The following is a 17,611-nucleotide window of genomic DNA, read 5'->3' on the forward strand; positions in this document are numbered from 1 at the left end:
AGTTTTTAGAAAAGTTACTCTTCTTTCTTAGTTTTCTGAATTTTTTTAATAATTTCAGCTATTTTTTCAGGATTATCTAAATCAGTGAGTGTTCCTGATGCTAAAACAGGTGCATCCACTAATTTATCCATATATGCTTGAAATGCTTGTTCATCGTCTCGGTGTTCTAAAATATAGGCGCGTAGTTCAGTACGGCTCATTTGGTGATAATTGATATATGTCATATAAATTCCCAGTTCCCGTGTTTATCAATTAAAATTTCTGTTTCTTCACCAGCTAGAATGTATACATCTTCAGTTCGTTCATCTAAGCGTACTAAAAAGATTGAACGATATAAGCTAGTCAAACGCTGACACAGTATAAAGCAGGTTAAAGTCTGTTCGGTAGTCGGAAGAATAAGTACTCCTCAAAATAATAAGGTGCTATTTTCAAATTTAGCACAGCGATCGCATTTAATCCTTATCAAACTCTATCTACAATTTTAAAACGGCTGCATCGATACCTTGTTCTCGTCTAATTTTACCGTCTTTTTCAAACCAAGCGATAATCTGTTTATGGGTTAAATCTTCGATGGGAACTCCCACATCTTCAGCAATAATTTTTAGTAAGTTTTGCGAAGAAAGTGTGAGACGTGCGAGAAACTTCTCTGTAGAAGATAATAAAGCTGCGTCTACATCTGCGGATGCTTCTGGTGATAAAAATTGCGGACTTTCCATCATAGGTTATTTTCCTCTATTCGTAATGACTCCACATTCGTAAAACAAGTACAGTTTTTTCTTTTTCTAAGACTTGATAAACTAATCGATGCTGAATATTGATTCGTCTAGAATAATAGCCAACTAAATCTCCTTTTAGTTTCTCATAACGTGGATAGGGTGTGTAAGGATTTTCTGATAAAATTTTGAGGAGTTCTTCAGCTTGTGTTTTTAATCCTGCTGAGGATAGCTTTTTGGCATCTTTATTAGCTTCTTTGCTTAAAACTACTCGCTTTCGTCACCAGTCAATATCCTTAACGTCTATACATTCATTGAGGGATGTTTGTCCTTCTGCTAAAATAGATTCTGTTAAGCCTGAAATAGATTTTATATACAAAGTTTCTTGAATGGCATTCCAATCACTTTCACTCACTAAAACTGCTTTAGCTTTTTTACCCAGAATTAGAATCGGTTTATGGGTTTCGTTTGTTTCATCAATCAATTCATTGATATCAAGTTTGGTTTCTCTAGCTTCGTATATAGGAGGTATAGTATCCATAATAGTTTAGATTTTAACGTATTATATAAATAAAAATTGTTATTTTGCCTTAATTAAATATCCGCAACGATGTTCGCCGTGATTCATCCAATGGGTTCGCTCTATAGTACAATCGGGTAAGACGACGGAAAACATTTCTAATTCATGACCGCATACACTCGGATAAGATTCAGCAACTCCAGAAATAGCGCAGTTATGTTCGGCTAAAATATACTTTTCACACTGATTATCTTCGATGGGCAATAATTCCGCCATATATCCTTCACTTCTGCGGAGTTCGACTAAACGGGTGACTCTTTCTAGTAATAAACCATTTCCCACTTGTTTAGTATAATCTTCTGCTTTGCGTTCCCATTGTTTGCGTAAGACTTCTTTAACTTGTTTTTCGCCGACGGTTTGGGCTAGAGTATCGAGAAAGGATAGGGCAAATTCGTCATAGTTGTTGGGGAATTGCGATCGCCCTTGACGGCTAAGATAATATATATGCTGCGGTCGTCCCATCCCATTTTGTACCGAACGATATTCTATTAGTCCTTCCGTTTCTAAATCTTTGAGATGACGACGTGTCGCTTGGGGACTAATTTCAAACCTATCAGCTAACTGATGGGCCGTCGCTTGACCCTTTTTCAATAAGTGTTGTAGGATATCCTGTTTAGTCGAAGTGGGTTGAGTTGTGGTCATGGTTCTAAGTCACTGGAAATACAGAATTTCGGTTAAAGGACTTAGGCGAGAAAAAAGGAGTCGTTACCCTAAGATCGTAACCTAAACTCGCTATCTTCAATCCAGGTCAAAAAAAAATTGTTAACTTTGACAACATTTATGTTGTTAATCTATTTTATAATAAAGTTAAGCAATATAGTTGTTGTTTAAGTAAGTTTCCTCGCCCACCTAGTCAACCCGATATTGTAAAAGAGAACACGAACATCACATGAGTGCGACAACCGTCAAAAACATCGTCAACCAACCTTACAAATATGGTTTTATCACGGATATCGAGTCCGAAACCGTACCCAGAGGGCTAACTGAAGACACCGTCCGCTTGATTTCGGCGAAAAAGAACGAACCCGAATTCATGTTAGAATTTCGCTTGAAAGCCTATCGGCAATGGCAAAAGATGACTGAACCGACTTGGCCGAATGTGAACTATCCAGCGATCGATTATCAGAATATCATTTATTACTCTGCACCGAAACAGAAAAAAGAAAAGCTTAACAGTCTTGACCAAGTTGACCCCACTTTACTAGAAACCTTTGAAAAGCTGGGTATTCCCCTTTCTGAACAAAAACGACTGGGAAATGTGGCCGTTGATGCTATTTTTGACAGTGTTTCTATCGCTACCACCTTCAAAGAAAAATTAGCGAAAGACGGTGTTATTTTCTGTTCCATCTCGGAAGCATTACAAGAACATCCCGAACTCGTTCAGAAGTATCTCGGTAGTGTTGTTCCCGCAGGCGATAATTATTTTGCGGCCTTAAATGCTGCTGTCTTTAGCGATGGTTCATTTGTATTTATCCCCAAAGGCGTTACTTGTCCGATGGAACTATCGACTTATTTCCGCATCAATAACGGTGAAACGGGACAATTTGAACGAACTCTTATTATTGCAGAAGAAGGCGCATCGGTTAGTTATTTAGAAGGTTGTACCGCACCGATGTACGATAGTAATCAGCTTCATGCCGCAGTTGTGGAATTAGTCGCATTAGATAACGCCGATATTAAATATTCTACGGTGCAGAACTGGTATGCGGGTGATGCTAATGGGAAAGGTGGAATTTATAACTTTGTTACCAAGCGTGGACTCTGTAAAGGGGTTAATTCTAAGATATCTTGGACTCAAGTAGAAACCGGTTCCGCTATTACTTGGAAGTATCCCAGTTGTGTTTTAGTCGGTGATAACTCCGTTGGTGAGTTTTATTCCATTGCTTTGACTAATAACAAACAACAAGCCGATACAGGTACTAAAATGATCCATATTGGCAAAAATACCCGCAGTACGATTATTTCTAAAGGAATTTCGGCAGGCAACTCCCAAAATAGCTATCGTGGTTTAGTGAAAATGGGGCCAAAAGCAACAGGGGCCAGAAATTACTCTCAATGTGATTCTATGTTAATTGGGGATAATGCTGGAGCGAATACATTTCCTTATATTCAGGTAGATAATAACACTGCAAAAGTTGAACACGAGGCCTCTACTTCTAAGATAGGCGAAGACCAATTATTTTACTTCGCACAAAGAGGTATTTCTGAAGAAGATGCAATATCGATGTTAGTGAGTGGTTTCTGTAAAGATGTATTAAGTAAACTACCGATGGAATTTGCGGCCGAAGCAGATAAGTTATTGAGTCTGAAATTAGAAGGAACCGTCGGCTAAAAAAAAGGTGGATATTAACCCACCAAGAACTAAATTAACGAACTAAGGATATCAGTATAAATGAGTGAAGTTATTCTATCTGTACGCAATTTAACCGCTAATGTTGATGGTACTCCCATTCTCAAAGGTGTCAATTTAGAAATCAAAGCAGGTGAAGTACACGCTATCATGGGGCGTAATGGTTCAGGAAAAAGTACCTTTTCTAAAGTCATCTCTGGACATCCAGACTATGAGGTGACGGGTGGTGAGATTATCTATAAAGGAGAAAACCTTTTAGATAAAGAACCCGATGAACGCGCTAAGAGTGGAATATTTCTCGCGTTTCAGTATCCTTTAGAAATTCCAGGAGTCAGTAACTTAGATTTTTTACGCGTTGCTTATAATGCGCGTCGGAAATATCTAGGGTTAGAAGAGTTAGACACCTTCGACTTTGAAGAGATAGTTGAAGAAAAACTAGAAGTTGTTCAGATGAACCCCGCTTTCTTGGGTAGAAGTTTAAACGAAGGGTTTTCCGGTGGAGAGAAAAAACGCAATGAAATATTACAGATGGCGTTACTCGAACCTACACTGGGTATTTTAGATGAAATAGACTCCGGTTTAGATATCGATGCCCTAAAAATTGTCGCTAATGGAGTCAACCAACTCGCAACACCCGATAATGCTTTCTTGGTTATTACCCACTACCAACGCTTACTCAATTACATTACACCAGATTTTGTCCATGTTATGTATGATGGACGCATTGTAACCAGTGGTGGAAAAGAATTAGCCCACGAGTTAGAGAATAAGGGTTACGACTTCCTCGATGAACAAGCTTTAGTGGAGGTGTAAGTCATGACATCAATTATTCTAGAACCCACTAAAACAGACAACGACGAATATCTACAAAAATTAGTCGAACAAAATAAAGCCAAAATATCCGCAGAATGGTTAAACGACTTGCGTAAAGATGCGGTTACGGAAATACAAAACCTAAAACTACCCCACCGCAAAGACGAAGAATGGCAATTTATAGACTTATCGGAATTACGTCAAACTAACTTTCAAACTGCCCAAAACGTCGAACTTTCCACCGAAGCGTTAAACCCTTTTATCTTACCCGAAGCGGGAGCAAGTCGTCTCGTGTTCGTTAATGGGTTTTATGCGGCAAATTTATCCGATGCTTCTACGTTACCCGATGGCGTATTCGTCGGCAATCTCTCCGAACTCGCCGCCAATGCTCGAAAAGAGAAAATTGTCAAGTATCTTGGGCAACAAAAAGGAGATGTTTTTACAACTCTTAATACAACCGATTTAAGCGATGCGGCGGTAGTTTGGGTAAATCCCGATATTGTCGTAGAAACGCCGATTCATCTCCTCTTTTTGACGATTATTAGTAAAACGCCGGCTATTTCCCAACCGAGAATTTTAGTCGTAGCCGAAAGAGGTGCAAAACTCCAATTAGTCGAATATTATGGCGCAGTAGCGAAAAATTGTTCTGATGTACCGCGAAATTTACCGTATTTGACGAATGTCGTTAGCGAAATCTATATAGAAGAGAATGCCGAAATAAATCATACTCGGATACAGAGAGAGTCAGGGGATGGTTTCCAGATTGCGAGAAGTGCGATCGCTCAATCTCGTGATAGCCGTTATACTTGTAATGACATCAATTTTGGTGGAAAACTGTCCCGTCATCAACTCGACATTTATCAAAACGGTGAACAGACAGAAACCAATTTATATGGATTAACCTTAATTGGGAGAGAACAAACCTCAGACACCCACAGCGCAATCTATCTAAATCATCCCTATGGAACCACAAATCAGTTACATAAATGTATTGTAGATAATTCGGCTCATGCTGTATTTAATGGTAAGGTTTTTGTTCCTAAAGCCGCACAAATGACCAATGCAGCCCAATTAAACCGAAATCTTGTATTATCGCCCAAAGCAAGAGTTAATACAAAACCAGAATTACAAATTACAGCCGATAATGTTAAATGTTCTCACGGTGCAACAGTTAGTCAACTAGAAGCCGATGAACTATTTTATCTCAGAAGTCGCGGTTTAACTGAAGACAATGCCAGACATTTATTATTAGATGCTTTTGCTGCCGAGATTTTAGATAAAATTCCCCTAAAATCCTTACGACAAAGATTAAGTCAATGTGTCGCGTGTCGAACAATTGATTAAGAGATGAATATAGGTAATGTCTAAATGGAGTTTGGATAAAATAAGATGACTATTATTCAAGAAAAAAATATAGCAGATAAAGTTCGTTCTGATTTCCCCATATTGAATCAGAAAATACACGATAAACCTTTAATTTATCTAGATAATGCCGCGACTTCACAAAAACCCGAAGCTGTATTAAAAGCATTACAACAATATTATGAATACGATAACGCCAATGTTCACCGAGGCGCACATACATTAAGTGTACGCGCAACAGAAGGATATGAAGCAGCAAGAAATAAAGTTGCAAAATTGATTAATGCTGCATCGCGTCAAGAAATTATTTATACTCGTAATGCCACAGAAGCCATTAATATAGTTGCTTATAGTTGGGGTTTAACTAATCTAAAAGCAGGTGATGAAATTATTCTTACCGTCATGGAACATCATAGTAACTTAGTTCCCTGGCGTATTATAGCCGAAAGAACAGGGGCAATTATAAAATATGTCGGTTTAACCGAAACAGAAACCTTTGACTTAGAACAATATAAAACCCTGCTAAGTGAGAGAACAAAACTTGTTGCAGTCGTGCATATTTCTAATACATTAGGTTGTATAAATCCTGTTGAAGAAATCGTAACACTGGCCCATCAAGTCGGTGCAAAAGTACTAATTGATGCTTGTCAAAGTGTTCCCCATTTTCCCATTAATGTACAACAAATCGACTGTGATTGGTTAGTCGCCAGTGGTCATAAAATGTGTGCGCCAACTGGGATAGGATTCTTATATGGGAAAAAAGAAATATTAGACGCAATGCCCCCATTTTTTGGCGGTGGTGAAATGATTGCCGATGTATATTTAGACCATTTTACCAGTAACGAATTACCCCACAAATTTGAAGCAGGAACCCCCGCAATTGGAGAAGCGATCGCCCTTGGTGCTGCGGTAGACTATTTAATGGGGCTAGGTATGGATAATATTCATGCTTATGAAGAAGAATTAACCGCATATTTATTTAAAAAACTTGCAGATGTGCCTAAACTAAGAATATATGGGCCAAAACCAACAACAGAAGGAAAAGGACGTGCAGCATTAGCCTCATTTAACGTAGAAAATATTCATGCTAGTGACTTATCTACCTTATTAGACCATGAAGGAATCGCCATTCGTTCTGGTCATCATTGTACCCAACCTTTACACCGTTTACTAGAGGCTTCAGGTAGTGCGAGGGCGAGTCTATATTTCTATAATACCCGTGAAGACATCGATCGATTTATTGTGGCGTTGCAAGATACGATCGATTTTTTCGGCAGTATGATGGATTAAGGTAAGTGATTATTTCCTTTTGGTGTCAATTTATTCTAAAAACACTATTGATTATAGTTAATCAGGGAATAAATTAAGTGCCTCATACCAAAAGTCTATTAAAATGGACTAAATATAAAAAGCTTTTAGTCGGTTTATGGAAATTAAAAAATTATTTCGTTTGGCAATGATTAGTATATTAATACCGCCAGAGAATAAATTCTCTGTCTTATAGCAAAAGTCCATTAAAATGGACTCTTATGTTATGCGGTTAGTCGGTTTTAACAAGGGGCTGTCTGGGCGACCTGCGCGCCCAGCTTGTAAGCCCCGCCGACTGTAGAGACGCGCCATGGCGCGTCTCTACGAGACAGGGATTTTAATCCCTAGCATAAAAACAATGAAACAAGCTGAGTTATTTCAATGGGTTGAGTTAAAACAAGATGTTCTTGATAGTTTAGTAAAGCAAGGTGATAGAGGAGTTATTGTAGATCATTTACAACCGACAAAAACGCAAAAAGAAGCAGGTTACACAATAGAAGTATTTAAAAATGGAGAAACCTTAGATTTAATTTCGGTTCCTATTTCTTGGGTAACGCTGTTACCTGAATTTTGGGGGAAACCTAAAGCAGTTATTTAAGATAAAACTTGAGCTTGATCTACTATAACTAAAAACTGTTCAGGCGTTAAAATAACATTGTAATACCGAAATCCACCAACATTCAACTCAATGAAAATGAATCTTTTACGTTACCTGAGTCGGTGCTAAATCTTGTAGGATCTGGAGATTGGTTAGTTACAATTGAACAAATAGAATCAGATACAAATTCTAGCTCGATTCGAGATCATCAAGCTTTCTTAAACGGATACGATCCTATGGATGAAGGATTATATAATGATTATACAGCGAAGTGATTTTTAATTCTAGATTTTTGTTTAAATGCAAATATCACTAAAAGTAAAGCTAATCCTACTGCGGTTCCTGCAAGTACTAATACATCTAAATGACGAAATGCGATCGCAACAAATGCCCACACAAGAACCCCGGCAAAAGCGATATCTCTGCGTTTCGTTATCGCCAGAATTCCGATTACAGTTGTGACAATTAACATTAAAATCGTCCAAGTGGTAATACTAATATTCCAAGCATTCCATTGAATTGAAGCTAAAGCGATCGCAACATTTAAAATCGTTGCTACACTAATCCAAGCAAGATAAATGCTAATGGGAAAATTAATCAACCATTTTTGTACTCTTGAAATGGGTTTGAGATAAATATCTAACCGAATATAAAGAATAATTAACGGAATTAAGATCGAAAACATCGCAATGAGTGACAGGAAAAATAATCGATATTGAAACAAAATCACCCAAGCAATTTGAGCTAAACTACTAATAGTCAGTAAATAGCCTAATTGACGACATCGAGGCTCATTTTTATTAGCGGGCAAAGCTTGATAAATTCCTAAACCCAATAATCCTAAATAAATCAGCCCCCAAATCGCAAACGCATAGTTTGCAGGAATAACCAGAACATTTTCATCATAGCTATCGGCAATTTGTTTAATACTAATACCATCAATGGGTTTAATATTCGTAATTGTGTTAACGACAAACGCCGCAATAAGAGAAATTAAATTCGTCCACTGTCTGATTGTATCTTTATTCATAATCTATAGTATTCTTAATAACAAGCATCTTTTTTATAATTTAGCAATCATCTTAACAATAAATTAATCAAATCCAGCCATTCTAAAGACGTAAATAAACCCGTAAAACAGTCTATCTAGGTGAGGACACGGGTGTGGAGGAGTGTGTCCGCACATCAGAGTGTCCGTGAGGATAACCGATTTATAGCTCATATTTTTGTTGTGTTATCGAAAAATTGGGTTGCTCTACCCCGTCATTTATGACGGCTTTGTGGTAGAATTTTGACACAGGAAAGGTAATCAACCTGTCTAAAAACCTAGTAGCCTAAACGGTTAACGCTGCACCTTGAAAATCAAAGATATAGGGTTCTGTCCAATTTTTCTAGCTCTTACCTGTGGACAGGTAAAATCTTTGCAGGAACTAGACAATCAGCTTTGTACAGACGTGCCATGGCACGTCTCTAACAAACAAATTTTGGAGTAATCCAACTAGGGTAGGGCATACCCAAAGTTAAAGTAAGGGGAGAGAACCACCTCTGAATTAAATATCGCAAGGCATTTAATTTAAGTGGACTCGGTGAACCTTGAATCTCCCCCCGTAAAAGGGGGAGAGAATGTCAACCCACCATGTAACCAGCCTATAGAAACGCTTAATGATGAATAGAATATGAATAGCACCAAATCTAAATCTTTTTCTGGTTAAAAGACGAATGAGCAAACAAAGCGAAACAGAATTACCATTAGAGAATGAGCAAACCAGCAAAACTCCTTCCTCGGATCTCCTCAATAACCATTGGACAAATCGTATTACTGGTGCTTTTAGTACAGCTACTCAAACCCTAACTAAACTTTTACCCTTAGAACAAGTTACCCAGTGGTTTAGTGTTAGTGAAACACAAGTCGCAGAAATATTAGAAAAAGTTCGCTCACAACTCCCAACAACTGAAGCATTATTATTAGGTAAACCGCAAGTCGGGAAAAGTTCCATTATACGGGGTTTAACGGGAGTATCAGCCGAAATTATTGGCCAAGGTTTTCGCCCCCATACCAAGCATACCGAACGTTATGCCTATCCATCCAATGATTTACCCCTACTCATTTTTACGGATACTGTAGGACTTGGGGATATTAAACAAAACACCGAAACTATTATACAAGAACTAATTAAAGATTTAGAACAAGAGACAAACTGTGCCAGAGTATTAATTCTAACCGTCAAAATTAATGACTTTGCTACAGATACTTTACGCCAAATCGCCCAACAATTGCGTCAAAAGTATCCGAATATTCCCTGTTTACTCGCGGTGACTTGCTTACATGAACTCTATCCCGCTAATTTAGAAGATCATCCCGCTTATCCACCCGAATTAGCCGATATTCAGCGTGCTTATGATGAAATTAAGCTAGATTTTACAGGACTATACGATCGCTCTGTATTAATTGATTTTACCCTCGAAGAAGATGGATATAATCCTGTTTTTTATGGACTAGAAGCCTTTAGAGATAGTGTAGCCGAATTATTACCCGAAGCCGAAGCGAAAACTATTCATCAATTGTTAGATCGAGAAGCAGGCGATCGCATTGGCAATATGTATCGAGATGTTGCCAGACGCTATATTTTAGCCTTTTCCATCATTGCCGCTACCGTTGCTGCTTTTCCGATCCCCTTGGCAACAATGCCCGTTCTAACCGCCTTACAAGTATCAATGGTGGGCGTTTTGGGTAAGCTATATGGACAAATGCTCACCCCTTCTCAAGCGGGAGGTGTCGTCAGTGCGATCGCCGGTGGATTTTTAGCCCAAGCGATCGGACGAGAATTGATTAAATTTATTCCTGGTATGGGTAGTATTATTGCTGCTTCTTGGGCTGCTGCTTATACTGTAGCTTTAGGTGAAGGGGCGTGTGTTTATTTTGGTGATCTGATGGGAGGGAAAAAACCCGATCCCAAAATAATTCAATCAGTCATGAAAGAAGCTTTTAAATCTGCACAAGAACAGTTTAAAGGAATGAAATAGTTCGTTATTTTATTTAGTACTTGTGGAGCGTTAGCAATTTTTCAGTTGAAAAGTTATATGAAGACAATCATCAAGTTTCTGTAATAGTTCGTTTTCTAATTGACCAAGCTTTCTGATAATTAAGTTTCGGTCAATTGTGACAATTTTAGCGACTTTGACTTTAGAAGCGGTTTTTAATCCAGTTTGAAGAAATTCTGCATCACTGGTTTCAATTATAAATTCTTCTGCACTAACCTGAGCAAGATTTTGTGTAGTAATAAAACATACTGTAATGTCATTTCCTCCCTTGTCAACCCATAATACTACTGAAGGGCGTAGTTTAGTCGTCTTTAAATCAGTAAAAGAAAATGGAACTAACACAATATCACCTTTCTTCAACATGAGTTAGATGGCTTCTCCATCTTCAAACGTATATAGTTCAGGTTCATCATTTAAAAAATCGAAAGAATGACCATAAACAGCTAATTTCATCAATTCTTGAGTTGTCACTAAATTGGATTCAAAAAACAACTTTTCTTCAAATAGTTGGCGTTCTTCTTGAGGAAGCGATTGAATAAGTTTTACTAAAGATTCCACTAATTGTGTATTCATTTTTTTGTTGAATCAATTGAAATTAGAAAAACATTTAGATTAATTAACGTCTGAGAGAGCTTTTAAGCTGAAATATCTTGAAAATACTTAAGTTTTGTTGATTATATTCATCAGAATGACATCTCTTTAAGTATTTACATTGTAATTACTCAAAAAAATACTGTCAAATAAATGATCGGCTTCTGACAAAACCTCACATTGCATTTATTTTATTGAATGCTATACTTATTCAGCATAGCTTAAAGTAAATACATAATATAAAATATATCAATTCAATTATTTAATATAAATTTCTTATATTTTGCTTAAACTATTGACATTTTACAAAATCTGATTATTAGGCGACTATACAGATCAGTACCCCCAAGACAAAAAGGAGGAAAACGTTATATGATTGCTACTACAGATCGTCTTAGTCCAACTTCTGCGGTTAAACGCTTAACAATACAGACAGTTGGTATTGCAACCGAAACAACCGGAATGCGATCGCTAGACTGGGATCGAGATCGCTTTGATATCGAATTTGGTTTACGCAATGGTACAACTTATAATTCTTTCCTCATTCAAGGAGAAAAGATCGCCTTAGTCGATACTTCCCATCGCAAGTTTGAAACCTTGTATCGAGAAACCCTAACAAATTTAATCGATCCAGCATCCATTGATTATCTAATTATCAGTCATACCGAACCCGATCACAGTGGTTTAGTTGCAGATATCCTAGAACTTGCACCCGATCTTACTATTGTTGGGGCAAAAGTAGCCATTCAATTTTTAGAAAATATGGTGCATCGTCCCTTTAAATCCATGCAGGTCAAAAATGGCGATAAACTGGATTTAGGAAATGGACACGAATTAAGTTTTTATTCCGCGCCGAATCTACACTGGCCAGATACAATCTTTACTTATGATGCTAAAACCAAACTTCTGTTTACCTGCGATGCTTTTGGGATGCACTATTGTGATGATCACACCTTTGATGAACAGACGAGACTACTTGAAGAAGACTTTAAATATTACTACGATTGTTTAATGGGTCCAAATGCGCGATCGGTTCTCAGTGCCTTAAAACGAATTGAAGGATTAGAAATAGATATTATTGCTACAGGACATGGACCCTTACTTAAATATCATATCCCCCAATGGATGGAAAACTATCGCGTTTGGAGCGAAGAACAGACCAAAACCGAAACCTTAGTCGCTTTATTTTATACTGAAGGATATGGATATAGTGAAGCGATCGCTACAGCTATAGCAGAAGGAATCAGTCGTACAGGTGTTATCGTCGAAAAGATCGATCTCGGTAGCGTTGATCTCCCTGAAGTGCGAGAATGGGTCATGGATGCTAAAGGGATAGTTGTAGGAATGCCCCCACAGTCTGCAATACAAGCCCAAGCAGCCCTAAAAACTATTATTGCAGCAACACACCCTAAACAAGTAATTGGTTTATTCGAGTCGGGTGGTGGAGAAGATGAACCTTTATTCCCGCTACGCAGTCAATTATTTAGTAATGGACTAATTGAAGCATTTCCACCCATATTAATCAAAGAACCGCCGACTTTAGCCATAGAACAACGTTGTCATGAAGCAGGAACCGACTTAGGACAAGAATTAACCCGCGATCGTACAATTAAACAAATAAAATCAATTAATCCAGACTTAGAAAAAGCATTAGGGCGAATTAGCAGTGGTTTATATATTCTAACCACCCAAAAAGAAGAAATTAGTAGTGCAATGTTAGCCTCATGGGTGACACAAGCGAGTCTCAGTCCTTTAGGTATTGCCGTCGCTGTTTCTAAAGATAGAGCAATTATTGATTTACTGCAAATTGGCGATCGTTTTGTCTTAAATATTCTAGAAGAAGGAAACTATCAACATCTCATGAAGCATTTCTTAAAACGGTTTGCACCAGGTGACGATCGTTTTGCCGGAATTAAAACTTATCGAGCTAATAACGGTTCTCCTATTCTAGCTGATGCTTTAGCTTATCTCGAATGCGAAGTAACCAGCCGTCTCGATTGTAATGATCATTGGGTTATTTATAGCACAGTTGAAGCCGGAAGAGTTGCCGATGTAAACGCTTTAACTGCTGTACACCATCGCAAAGTCGGTAATCATTATTAATTCGTTTCTTCCCATCATTCATCCAAAGAAAGAAAAAATCATGTACAAACCCATTGAAACAGACTCAACATCAGGACATGAGCTAAACCGAGTTCGCATTGTACGCAGCTTAGAAATGATTCAGGACTTAATTGTCATTTTGCTGTGTATGGGACTGTTTAGCCTCATGGTACTACAAACTTGGCATATGTTTTTATCCCTATTGCCCCCCCTAAATTATCATCTTGTAACGGCTGATTTTTTGTTTCTGCTAATCTTAGTCGAATTATTTCGCCTACTTATTATTTATCTCCAAGAACATCGAGTATCCATCGGTGTAGCGGTAGAAGTTTCGATCGTTTCCGTCTTACGCGAAGTCATTGTCGGAGGGGTTTTAGAAACCAGTTGGTATCAAGTTTTAGCCGCTTGTGCTTTTTTAACGGTTTTAGGACTTCTTTTAGTGATTCGGGTTTGGATACCTCCTACATTTGAAGGAATTGATCCCGAACATACCATCTCAGAACGCTATAAAAACAGAATACACAAAATTGAAGACGAATCGTAAATCTATACAGGAATTAAAATCATGATGACTCTAACACCCACTCACACCAGAGATGTTCAAATTGCCACCATTGGACACAATACTATCATGGTTCGCTCAAGGACATGGGAACGTCTTAAATTTGAAGTCGAATACTCTCGTCAACGGGGTACAACTGCTAATTCTTATCTCATTCAAGGTGATCAAATAGCTTTAATCGATCCGCCTGGTGTATCATTTACCGAAATCTTTATCGAAGAATTAAGCAAAACTATCGATTTAAACCGCATTAACTATATCATTCTCAGTCATGTTAATCCTAACCGTCTCATAACCCTAAAAGCTTTACTCGAAAAACTTCCCCAAGTCACCTTAATTTGTTCTCGTCCTGGCGCTAATATTTTAAAAACAGCATTAAAAGAAACCCAATCTATTCGTTGTCCAGAAACGCTAGATTTAGGGCAAGGTCATCATCTACAATTTATTACAGTACCTACACCACGATGGCCCGATGGTTTATGTACTTACGATCCAGCTACAGAACTACTATATACTGATAAATTATTTGGTGTGCATATATGCGAAGATTCGATCATCGATGAAGACTGGAAAGCACTAGATAGCGATCGTCTTTACTATTTTGACTGTTTACACGCACCACAAGCAAAACAAGTCGAAGATGCTCTAGATAAATTATCGCGCTTTTCGGTCAAAGGATATGCGCCCGGTCATGGTTGTTTAGTTCGTCATAGTATTAGTCGTCTGACCTATGATTATCGTTATTGGTGTGGACAACAAAAACGCCAAGATTTTAAGGTCGCTTTATTGTATGCTTCTGCTTATGGGAATACGGCTACATTAGCAAATGCGATCGCACAAGGACTGATTCAAAATGGTGTAGAAGTAGAATCCATTAACTGTGAATTAGCCAACTCTAATGATATTCTACAAGCAGTAGAAACCTGTGATGGTTTTATTCTAGGTTCTCCTACATTAGGAGGTCATGCACCTGTACAAATTCAAACCGCATTAGGTATTATTTTATCTAGTGGGGATAAAACGAAACTAGCGGGTGTTTTTGGTTCCTATGGTTGGAGTGGTGAAGCGATCGATCTCTTAGAAACTAAATTACAGGATGCTAATTATCGTTTTGGTTTTGCTCCCATTAGAGTTCGTTTTAGTCCAACTTCAGATAACCTAGAACAATGTTATCAAGCGGGTACCGAATTTGTTCAAGCCTTAAAAAGAAACAAAAAAATACGTTCACCTCGAATATCAGCCACAGAATCTCAAATTAATCGCACTGAACAAGCTGTGGGGCGTATTATTGGTTCTTTATGCGTTATTACAACACAAAATGGCAATAGCCCTAAAGGAATTTTAACCTCTTGGGTATCGCAAGCGAGTTTTAATCCACCTGGTTTAATGATTGCAGTCGCCGAGGATCAAAATGCTGATCTCATGCGTCATACTGGAGATAAATTCGTTTTAAATATTCTTTCTGAAGGTAGAAACGTTCGCCGTTATTTTTCTCGTCATAGTAGCCTAGGGAGTCATCCTTTTAGTGAAATTCCCACAAAAACGGCGGAAAATGGTTGTATGATTCTCTCAGAAGCTTTAGCCTATTTAGAATGTCGCGTTGAAAGAATTATGGCTTGTGGCGATCGTTGGTTAATCTATGCCATCATCGAAAAAGGAGAAGTCATCCTCACCGATGGAGTTAGCGCTATTGAACATCGCAAGTCCGCAGGTTATTAAGATACCACGCTAAAGATCACCGTGAAATGAATTTCACGGCTCAAAGCTAAAGTCTGCTAAAGCAGACTAGAATATACAGGAGTAGTCAGTTTTAACAAGGGGCTGTGGAAAGCCGTCACACGGCGAACCTTGTACGCCCCGTCGACTTTAGCTATTAGACAGAGAATTTATTCTCTGGTGGACTTATGCAACTTTCAGATAACCCGAACACCACAAACCCCGAATCATTGAACAGTTTTAACTATCAAGAATTATTAGATCAAGAAATTAAAGGATTTGATACGAGAAAGCCACCCAAACAAGAAATAATAGATAGTTGTGTTCATTGTGGTTTTTGTTTATCAACTTGTCCAAGTTATCGCGTTATTGGTAAAGAAATGGACTCCCCACGAGGCCGAATTTATCTAATGAATGCTATAAAAACTGGACAAGCTTCACTCGATGAAACAACCTCTCAACATTTTGATACTTGTTTAGGATGTTTGGCTTGTGTAAGTACCTGTCCATCGGGGGTAAAATACGATCAGTTAATCGATGCAACTCGCTCACAAGTTGAACGAAATCAACCCCGTAGTTTAGGTGATAAGCTAATTAGATGGTTAATTTTTAATCTTTTTCCCTATCCTGTTCGTCTGAAAATTTTATTACCTCTATTTTGGATTTATCAAAAAATAGGCTTACAAAAATTAGTTAGAGCAACAGGTATATTAAAACTAATCTCCCCGCGTCTAGCAGCGATGGAATCGATTTTACCCGAAATTGATTTATCATCGATTAATAAAAACTATCCTGATATTATTCCCCCACAAGGTGAAAAACGGTATCGAGTCGGCGTAATTTTAGGCTGTGTGCAACGTTTATTTTTCTCGCCCGTCAATGAAGCAACCGTAAGAGTTTTAACCGCTAATGGCTGTGAAGTTGTCATCCCAAAAACGCAAGGTTGTTGTGCTGCATTACCCGCACACCAAGGGCAAGAAGAACAAGCAAAAGCTTTAGCCCGTCAAATGATTGATAGCTTTGCGGATACGGATGTTGATTATATTATTATCAATGCGGCAGGCTGCGGACATACGCTCAAAATTTATGACCATATCCTAGAAGATGATCTAGAATATCGAGAAAAAGCGCAAAAATTCTCCGCAAAAGTTCGAGATGTGCAAGAATTTCTCGCCGAAATCGAATTAACCGCAAACTTGTCGCCAATTAGTAATAATGACCTATTGACAATCGTGTATCAAGATGCTTGTCATTTATTACATGGGCAGAAAATTAGTTTACAACCTCGTCAGTTATTAAAACAAATTCCGGGCGTGACATTAAAAGAACCCATTGACGCTGTTTTATGTTGTGGGAGTGCAGGGGTTTATAATATGCTAGAGCCAGAAGTAGCCGACGAATTGGGACAACAAAAGGTACAGAATCTATATAATACAGGAGCGCAGTTAATCGCCTCGGCAAATCCAGGCTGTTCTTTACAGATTAAAAAGCATCTTTCAATACAAGAAAAAGAAACACCTTTGTATCATCCAATGGAGTTGTTAGATTATTCGATTAGAGGAATAAAGATAGATGGGTGATTATAATTGCTCAATTCTTGTCCGTAATTCTACAATATCAGGATGCTGATTGATGTCAAGCTTAGGTATTGCCCATTCAAAAAAAGAAGGTAAAGAAATATATCGAGGTTTCTGTTTCTGCATTTCTTTTTGTAAATCTTTGCCATGAAACCAAATTAAGTATTGTAAAACTTTGTGGAAAATATAGTCATTTACTAGCAATTGTAGTAAAATATTTACCATAGCACCTAGTAAATTAAATATCTGACCTTAAAACTAGAGGGTTGTCAGTAAGGCTCAAGTTAATTTAATCT

General features: G+C 37.9%; 20 protein-coding genes and 1 pseudogene. 11 read left to right on the forward strand and 10 right to left on the reverse strand.

The annotated features are described in order from the left end of the window. Positions 1-14: 14 nt before the first annotated feature. The 6 genes and pseudogenes from C7H19_RS14925 to sufR all read right to left on the reverse strand — a co-directional run bounded on the left by C7H19_RS14925 (position 15) and on the right by sufR (position 1,935). Positions 15-224, reverse strand: a complete 210-nt coding sequence (locus C7H19_RS14925; RefSeq protein WP_106457682.1) for a DUF6887 family protein — start codon at positions 222-224, stop codon at positions 15-17. Then, the gene (locus C7H19_RS27220) at positions 221-397 is read right to left on the reverse strand and encodes a DUF6888 family protein (protein WP_425428912.1); all 177 of its coding nucleotides are present in this window, start codon (positions 395-397) and stop codon (positions 221-223) included. The genes C7H19_RS14925 and C7H19_RS27220 overlap by 4 nt, the downstream gene beginning before the upstream one ends. Before the next feature lie 76 nt (positions 398-473). Then, entirely contained in the window at positions 474-719 is a 246-nt protein-coding gene (locus C7H19_RS14930) for a hypothetical protein (protein ID WP_106457683.1), read from the reverse strand. Positions 720-732: 13 nt separating this feature from the next. Continuing rightward, positions 733-975, reverse strand: a pseudogene (locus C7H19_RS14935) (Txe/YoeB family addiction module toxin); the annotation flags it as partial. 18 nt (positions 976-993) lie between these two features. Further along, positions 994-1,254 (reverse strand): type II toxin-antitoxin system Phd/YefM family antitoxin, encoded by a 261-nt coding sequence (locus C7H19_RS14940; RefSeq protein WP_106457684.1) that lies wholly within the window; start codon positions 1,252-1,254, stop codon positions 994-996. 39 nt (positions 1,255-1,293) lie between these two features. Continuing rightward, a complete protein-coding gene (gene sufR / locus C7H19_RS14945; protein ID WP_106457685.1) occupies positions 1,294-1,935 on the reverse strand; it encodes an iron-sulfur cluster biosynthesis transcriptional regulator SufR in 642 nt (213 codons plus the stop codon). Between the two features lie 247 nt (positions 1,936-2,182). Between sufR and sufB the strand changes: the two genes are divergently transcribed. The 6 genes from sufB (at position 2,183) to C7H19_RS14975 (ending at position 7,999) form a co-directional block, all read left to right on the forward strand. Then, positions 2,183-3,625 (forward strand): Fe-S cluster assembly protein SufB, encoded by a 1,443-nt coding sequence (sufB, locus tag C7H19_RS14950; RefSeq protein ID WP_106457686.1) that lies wholly within the window; start codon positions 2,183-2,185, stop codon positions 3,623-3,625. A 60-nt stretch (positions 3,626-3,685) separates the two neighbouring features. Further along, entirely contained in the window at positions 3,686-4,456 is a 771-nt protein-coding gene (sufC, locus tag C7H19_RS14955; protein WP_106457687.1) for a Fe-S cluster assembly ATPase SufC, read from the forward strand. A gap of 3 nt (positions 4,457-4,459) precedes the next feature. Beyond that, positions 4,460-5,800, forward strand: a complete 1,341-nt coding sequence (sufD, locus tag C7H19_RS14960) for a Fe-S cluster assembly protein SufD (protein ID WP_106457688.1) — start codon at positions 4,460-4,462, stop codon at positions 5,798-5,800. A gap of 45 nt (positions 5,801-5,845) precedes the next feature. Then, positions 5,846-7,108 (forward strand): SufS family cysteine desulfurase, encoded by a 1,263-nt coding sequence (locus C7H19_RS14965; protein WP_106457689.1) that lies wholly within the window; start codon positions 5,846-5,848, stop codon positions 7,106-7,108. Positions 7,109-7,436: 328 nt separating this feature from the next. After that, positions 7,437-7,724 carry a DUF4926 domain-containing protein gene (locus C7H19_RS14970; protein WP_245927547.1) on the forward strand — a complete coding sequence of 96 codons (288 nt, stop codon included), beginning with the start codon at positions 7,437-7,439 and terminating at the stop codon, positions 7,722-7,724. A 122-nt stretch (positions 7,725-7,846) separates the two neighbouring features. Next, on the forward strand, positions 7,847-7,999 hold the full coding sequence (locus tag C7H19_RS14975) for a hypothetical protein (protein WP_245927549.1): 153 nt from the start codon (positions 7,847-7,849) through the stop codon (positions 7,997-7,999). On the opposite strand, the gene C7H19_RS14980 is transcribed toward C7H19_RS14975, so the two are convergent. Then, the gene (locus tag C7H19_RS14980) at positions 7,984-8,754 is read right to left on the reverse strand and encodes a tryptophan-rich sensory protein (RefSeq protein ID WP_106457691.1); all 771 of its coding nucleotides are present in this window, start codon (positions 8,752-8,754) and stop codon (positions 7,984-7,986) included. The genes C7H19_RS14975 and C7H19_RS14980 overlap by 16 nt on opposite strands. Positions 8,755-9,443: 689 nt before the next feature. Here C7H19_RS14980 and C7H19_RS14985 point away from each other — a divergent pair. Continuing rightward, complete coding sequence (locus tag C7H19_RS14985; RefSeq protein WP_106457692.1) at positions 9,444-10,748, forward strand: GTPase family protein; 1,305 nt, start codon at positions 9,444-9,446, stop codon at positions 10,746-10,748. 30 nt (positions 10,749-10,778) lie between these two features. Here the strand turns inward: C7H19_RS14985 and C7H19_RS14990 are convergent, their stop codons facing one another. Continuing rightward, a complete protein-coding gene (locus tag C7H19_RS14990) occupies positions 10,779-11,129 on the reverse strand; it encodes a type II toxin-antitoxin system PemK/MazF family toxin (RefSeq protein ID WP_106457693.1) in 351 nt (116 codons plus the stop codon). A 3-nt stretch (positions 11,130-11,132) separates the two neighbouring features. Further along, complete coding sequence (locus C7H19_RS14995) at positions 11,133-11,339, reverse strand: hypothetical protein (protein WP_106457694.1); 207 nt, start codon at positions 11,337-11,339, stop codon at positions 11,133-11,135. A 390-nt stretch (positions 11,340-11,729) separates the two neighbouring features. Here C7H19_RS14995 and C7H19_RS15000 point away from each other — a divergent pair, with 390 nt between their 5' ends. The 4 genes from C7H19_RS15000 (at position 11,730) to C7H19_RS15015 (ending at position 17,318) form a co-directional block, all read left to right on the forward strand. Next, complete coding sequence (locus tag C7H19_RS15000) at positions 11,730-13,460, forward strand: diflavin flavoprotein (protein WP_106457695.1); 1,731 nt, start codon at positions 11,730-11,732, stop codon at positions 13,458-13,460. A 40-nt stretch (positions 13,461-13,500) separates the two neighbouring features. Continuing rightward, positions 13,501-14,004 carry a phosphate-starvation-inducible PsiE family protein gene (locus tag C7H19_RS15005; protein ID WP_106457696.1) on the forward strand — a complete coding sequence of 168 codons (504 nt, stop codon included), beginning with the start codon at positions 13,501-13,503 and terminating at the stop codon, positions 14,002-14,004. 21 nt (positions 14,005-14,025) lie between these two features. After that, positions 14,026-15,741: a diflavin flavoprotein gene (locus tag C7H19_RS15010; protein ID WP_106457697.1), complete on the forward strand. Its 1,716-nt coding sequence runs from the start codon at positions 14,026-14,028 to the stop codon at positions 15,739-15,741. 185 nt (positions 15,742-15,926) lie between these two features. Beyond that, a complete protein-coding gene (locus C7H19_RS15015; protein ID WP_106457698.1) occupies positions 15,927-17,318 on the forward strand; it encodes a (Fe-S)-binding protein in 1,392 nt (463 codons plus the stop codon). On the opposite strand, the gene C7H19_RS15020 is transcribed toward C7H19_RS15015, so the two are convergent. Next, entirely contained in the window at positions 17,319-17,540 is a 222-nt protein-coding gene (locus tag C7H19_RS15020; RefSeq protein WP_106457699.1) for a hypothetical protein, read from the reverse strand. It abuts the gene before it with no gap. Between the last annotated feature and the right edge of the window lie 71 nt (positions 17,541-17,611).

It is taken from the genome of Aphanothece hegewaldii CCALA 016 (assembly GCF_003007785.1).
GTDB classification, from domain to species: Bacteria; Cyanobacteriota; Cyanobacteriia; order Cyanobacteriales; family Microcystaceae; genus Chroococcus; species Chroococcus hegewaldii.

Coding starts and splice junctions, on each gene's coding strand:
- C7H19_RS15000 (WP_106457695.1), top strand. CDS start 11,730: ATGATTGCTACTACAGATCGTCTTAGTCCAACTTCTGCGGTTAAACGC.
- C7H19_RS15020 (WP_106457699.1), bottom strand. CDS start 17,540: ATGGTAAATATTTTACTACAATTGCTAGTAAATGACTATATTTTCCAC.
- C7H19_RS14970 (WP_245927547.1), top strand. CDS start 7,437: ATGGCGCGTCTCTACGAGACAGGGATTTTAATCCCTAGCATAAAAACA.
- sufC (WP_106457687.1), top strand. CDS start 3,686: ATGAGTGAAGTTATTCTATCTGTACGCAATTTAACCGCTAATGTTGAT.
- C7H19_RS15015 (WP_106457698.1), top strand. CDS start 15,927: ATGCAACTTTCAGATAACCCGAACACCACAAACCCCGAATCATTGAAC.
- C7H19_RS15010 (WP_106457697.1), top strand. CDS start 14,026: ATGATGACTCTAACACCCACTCACACCAGAGATGTTCAAATTGCCACC.
- C7H19_RS14990 (WP_106457693.1), bottom strand. CDS start 11,129: ATGTTGAAGAAAGGTGATATTGTGTTAGTTCCATTTTCTTTTACTGAT.
- C7H19_RS14940 (WP_106457684.1), bottom strand. CDS start 1,254: ATGGATACTATACCTCCTATATACGAAGCTAGAGAAACCAAACTTGAT.
- C7H19_RS15005 (WP_106457696.1), top strand. CDS start 13,501: ATGTACAAACCCATTGAAACAGACTCAACATCAGGACATGAGCTAAAC.
- C7H19_RS14930 (WP_106457683.1), bottom strand. CDS start 719: ATGATGGAAAGTCCGCAATTTTTATCACCAGAAGCATCCGCAGATGTA.
- sufD (WP_106457688.1), top strand. CDS start 4,460: ATGACATCAATTATTCTAGAACCCACTAAAACAGACAACGACGAATAT.
- C7H19_RS14980 (WP_106457691.1), bottom strand. CDS start 8,754: ATGAATAAAGATACAATCAGACAGTGGACGAATTTAATTTCTCTTATT.
- C7H19_RS14965 (WP_106457689.1), top strand. CDS start 5,846: ATGACTATTATTCAAGAAAAAAATATAGCAGATAAAGTTCGTTCTGAT.
- C7H19_RS14995 (WP_106457694.1), bottom strand. CDS start 11,339: ATGAATACACAATTAGTGGAATCTTTAGTAAAACTTATTCAATCGCTT.
- C7H19_RS14985 (WP_106457692.1), top strand. CDS start 9,444: ATGAGCAAACAAAGCGAAACAGAATTACCATTAGAGAATGAGCAAACC.
- C7H19_RS14925 (WP_106457682.1), bottom strand. CDS start 224: ATGACATATATCAATTATCACCAAATGAGCCGTACTGAACTACGCGCC.
- sufR (WP_106457685.1), bottom strand. CDS start 1,935: ATGACCACAACTCAACCCACTTCGACTAAACAGGATATCCTACAACAC.
- sufB (WP_106457686.1), top strand. CDS start 2,183: ATGAGTGCGACAACCGTCAAAAACATCGTCAACCAACCTTACAAATAT.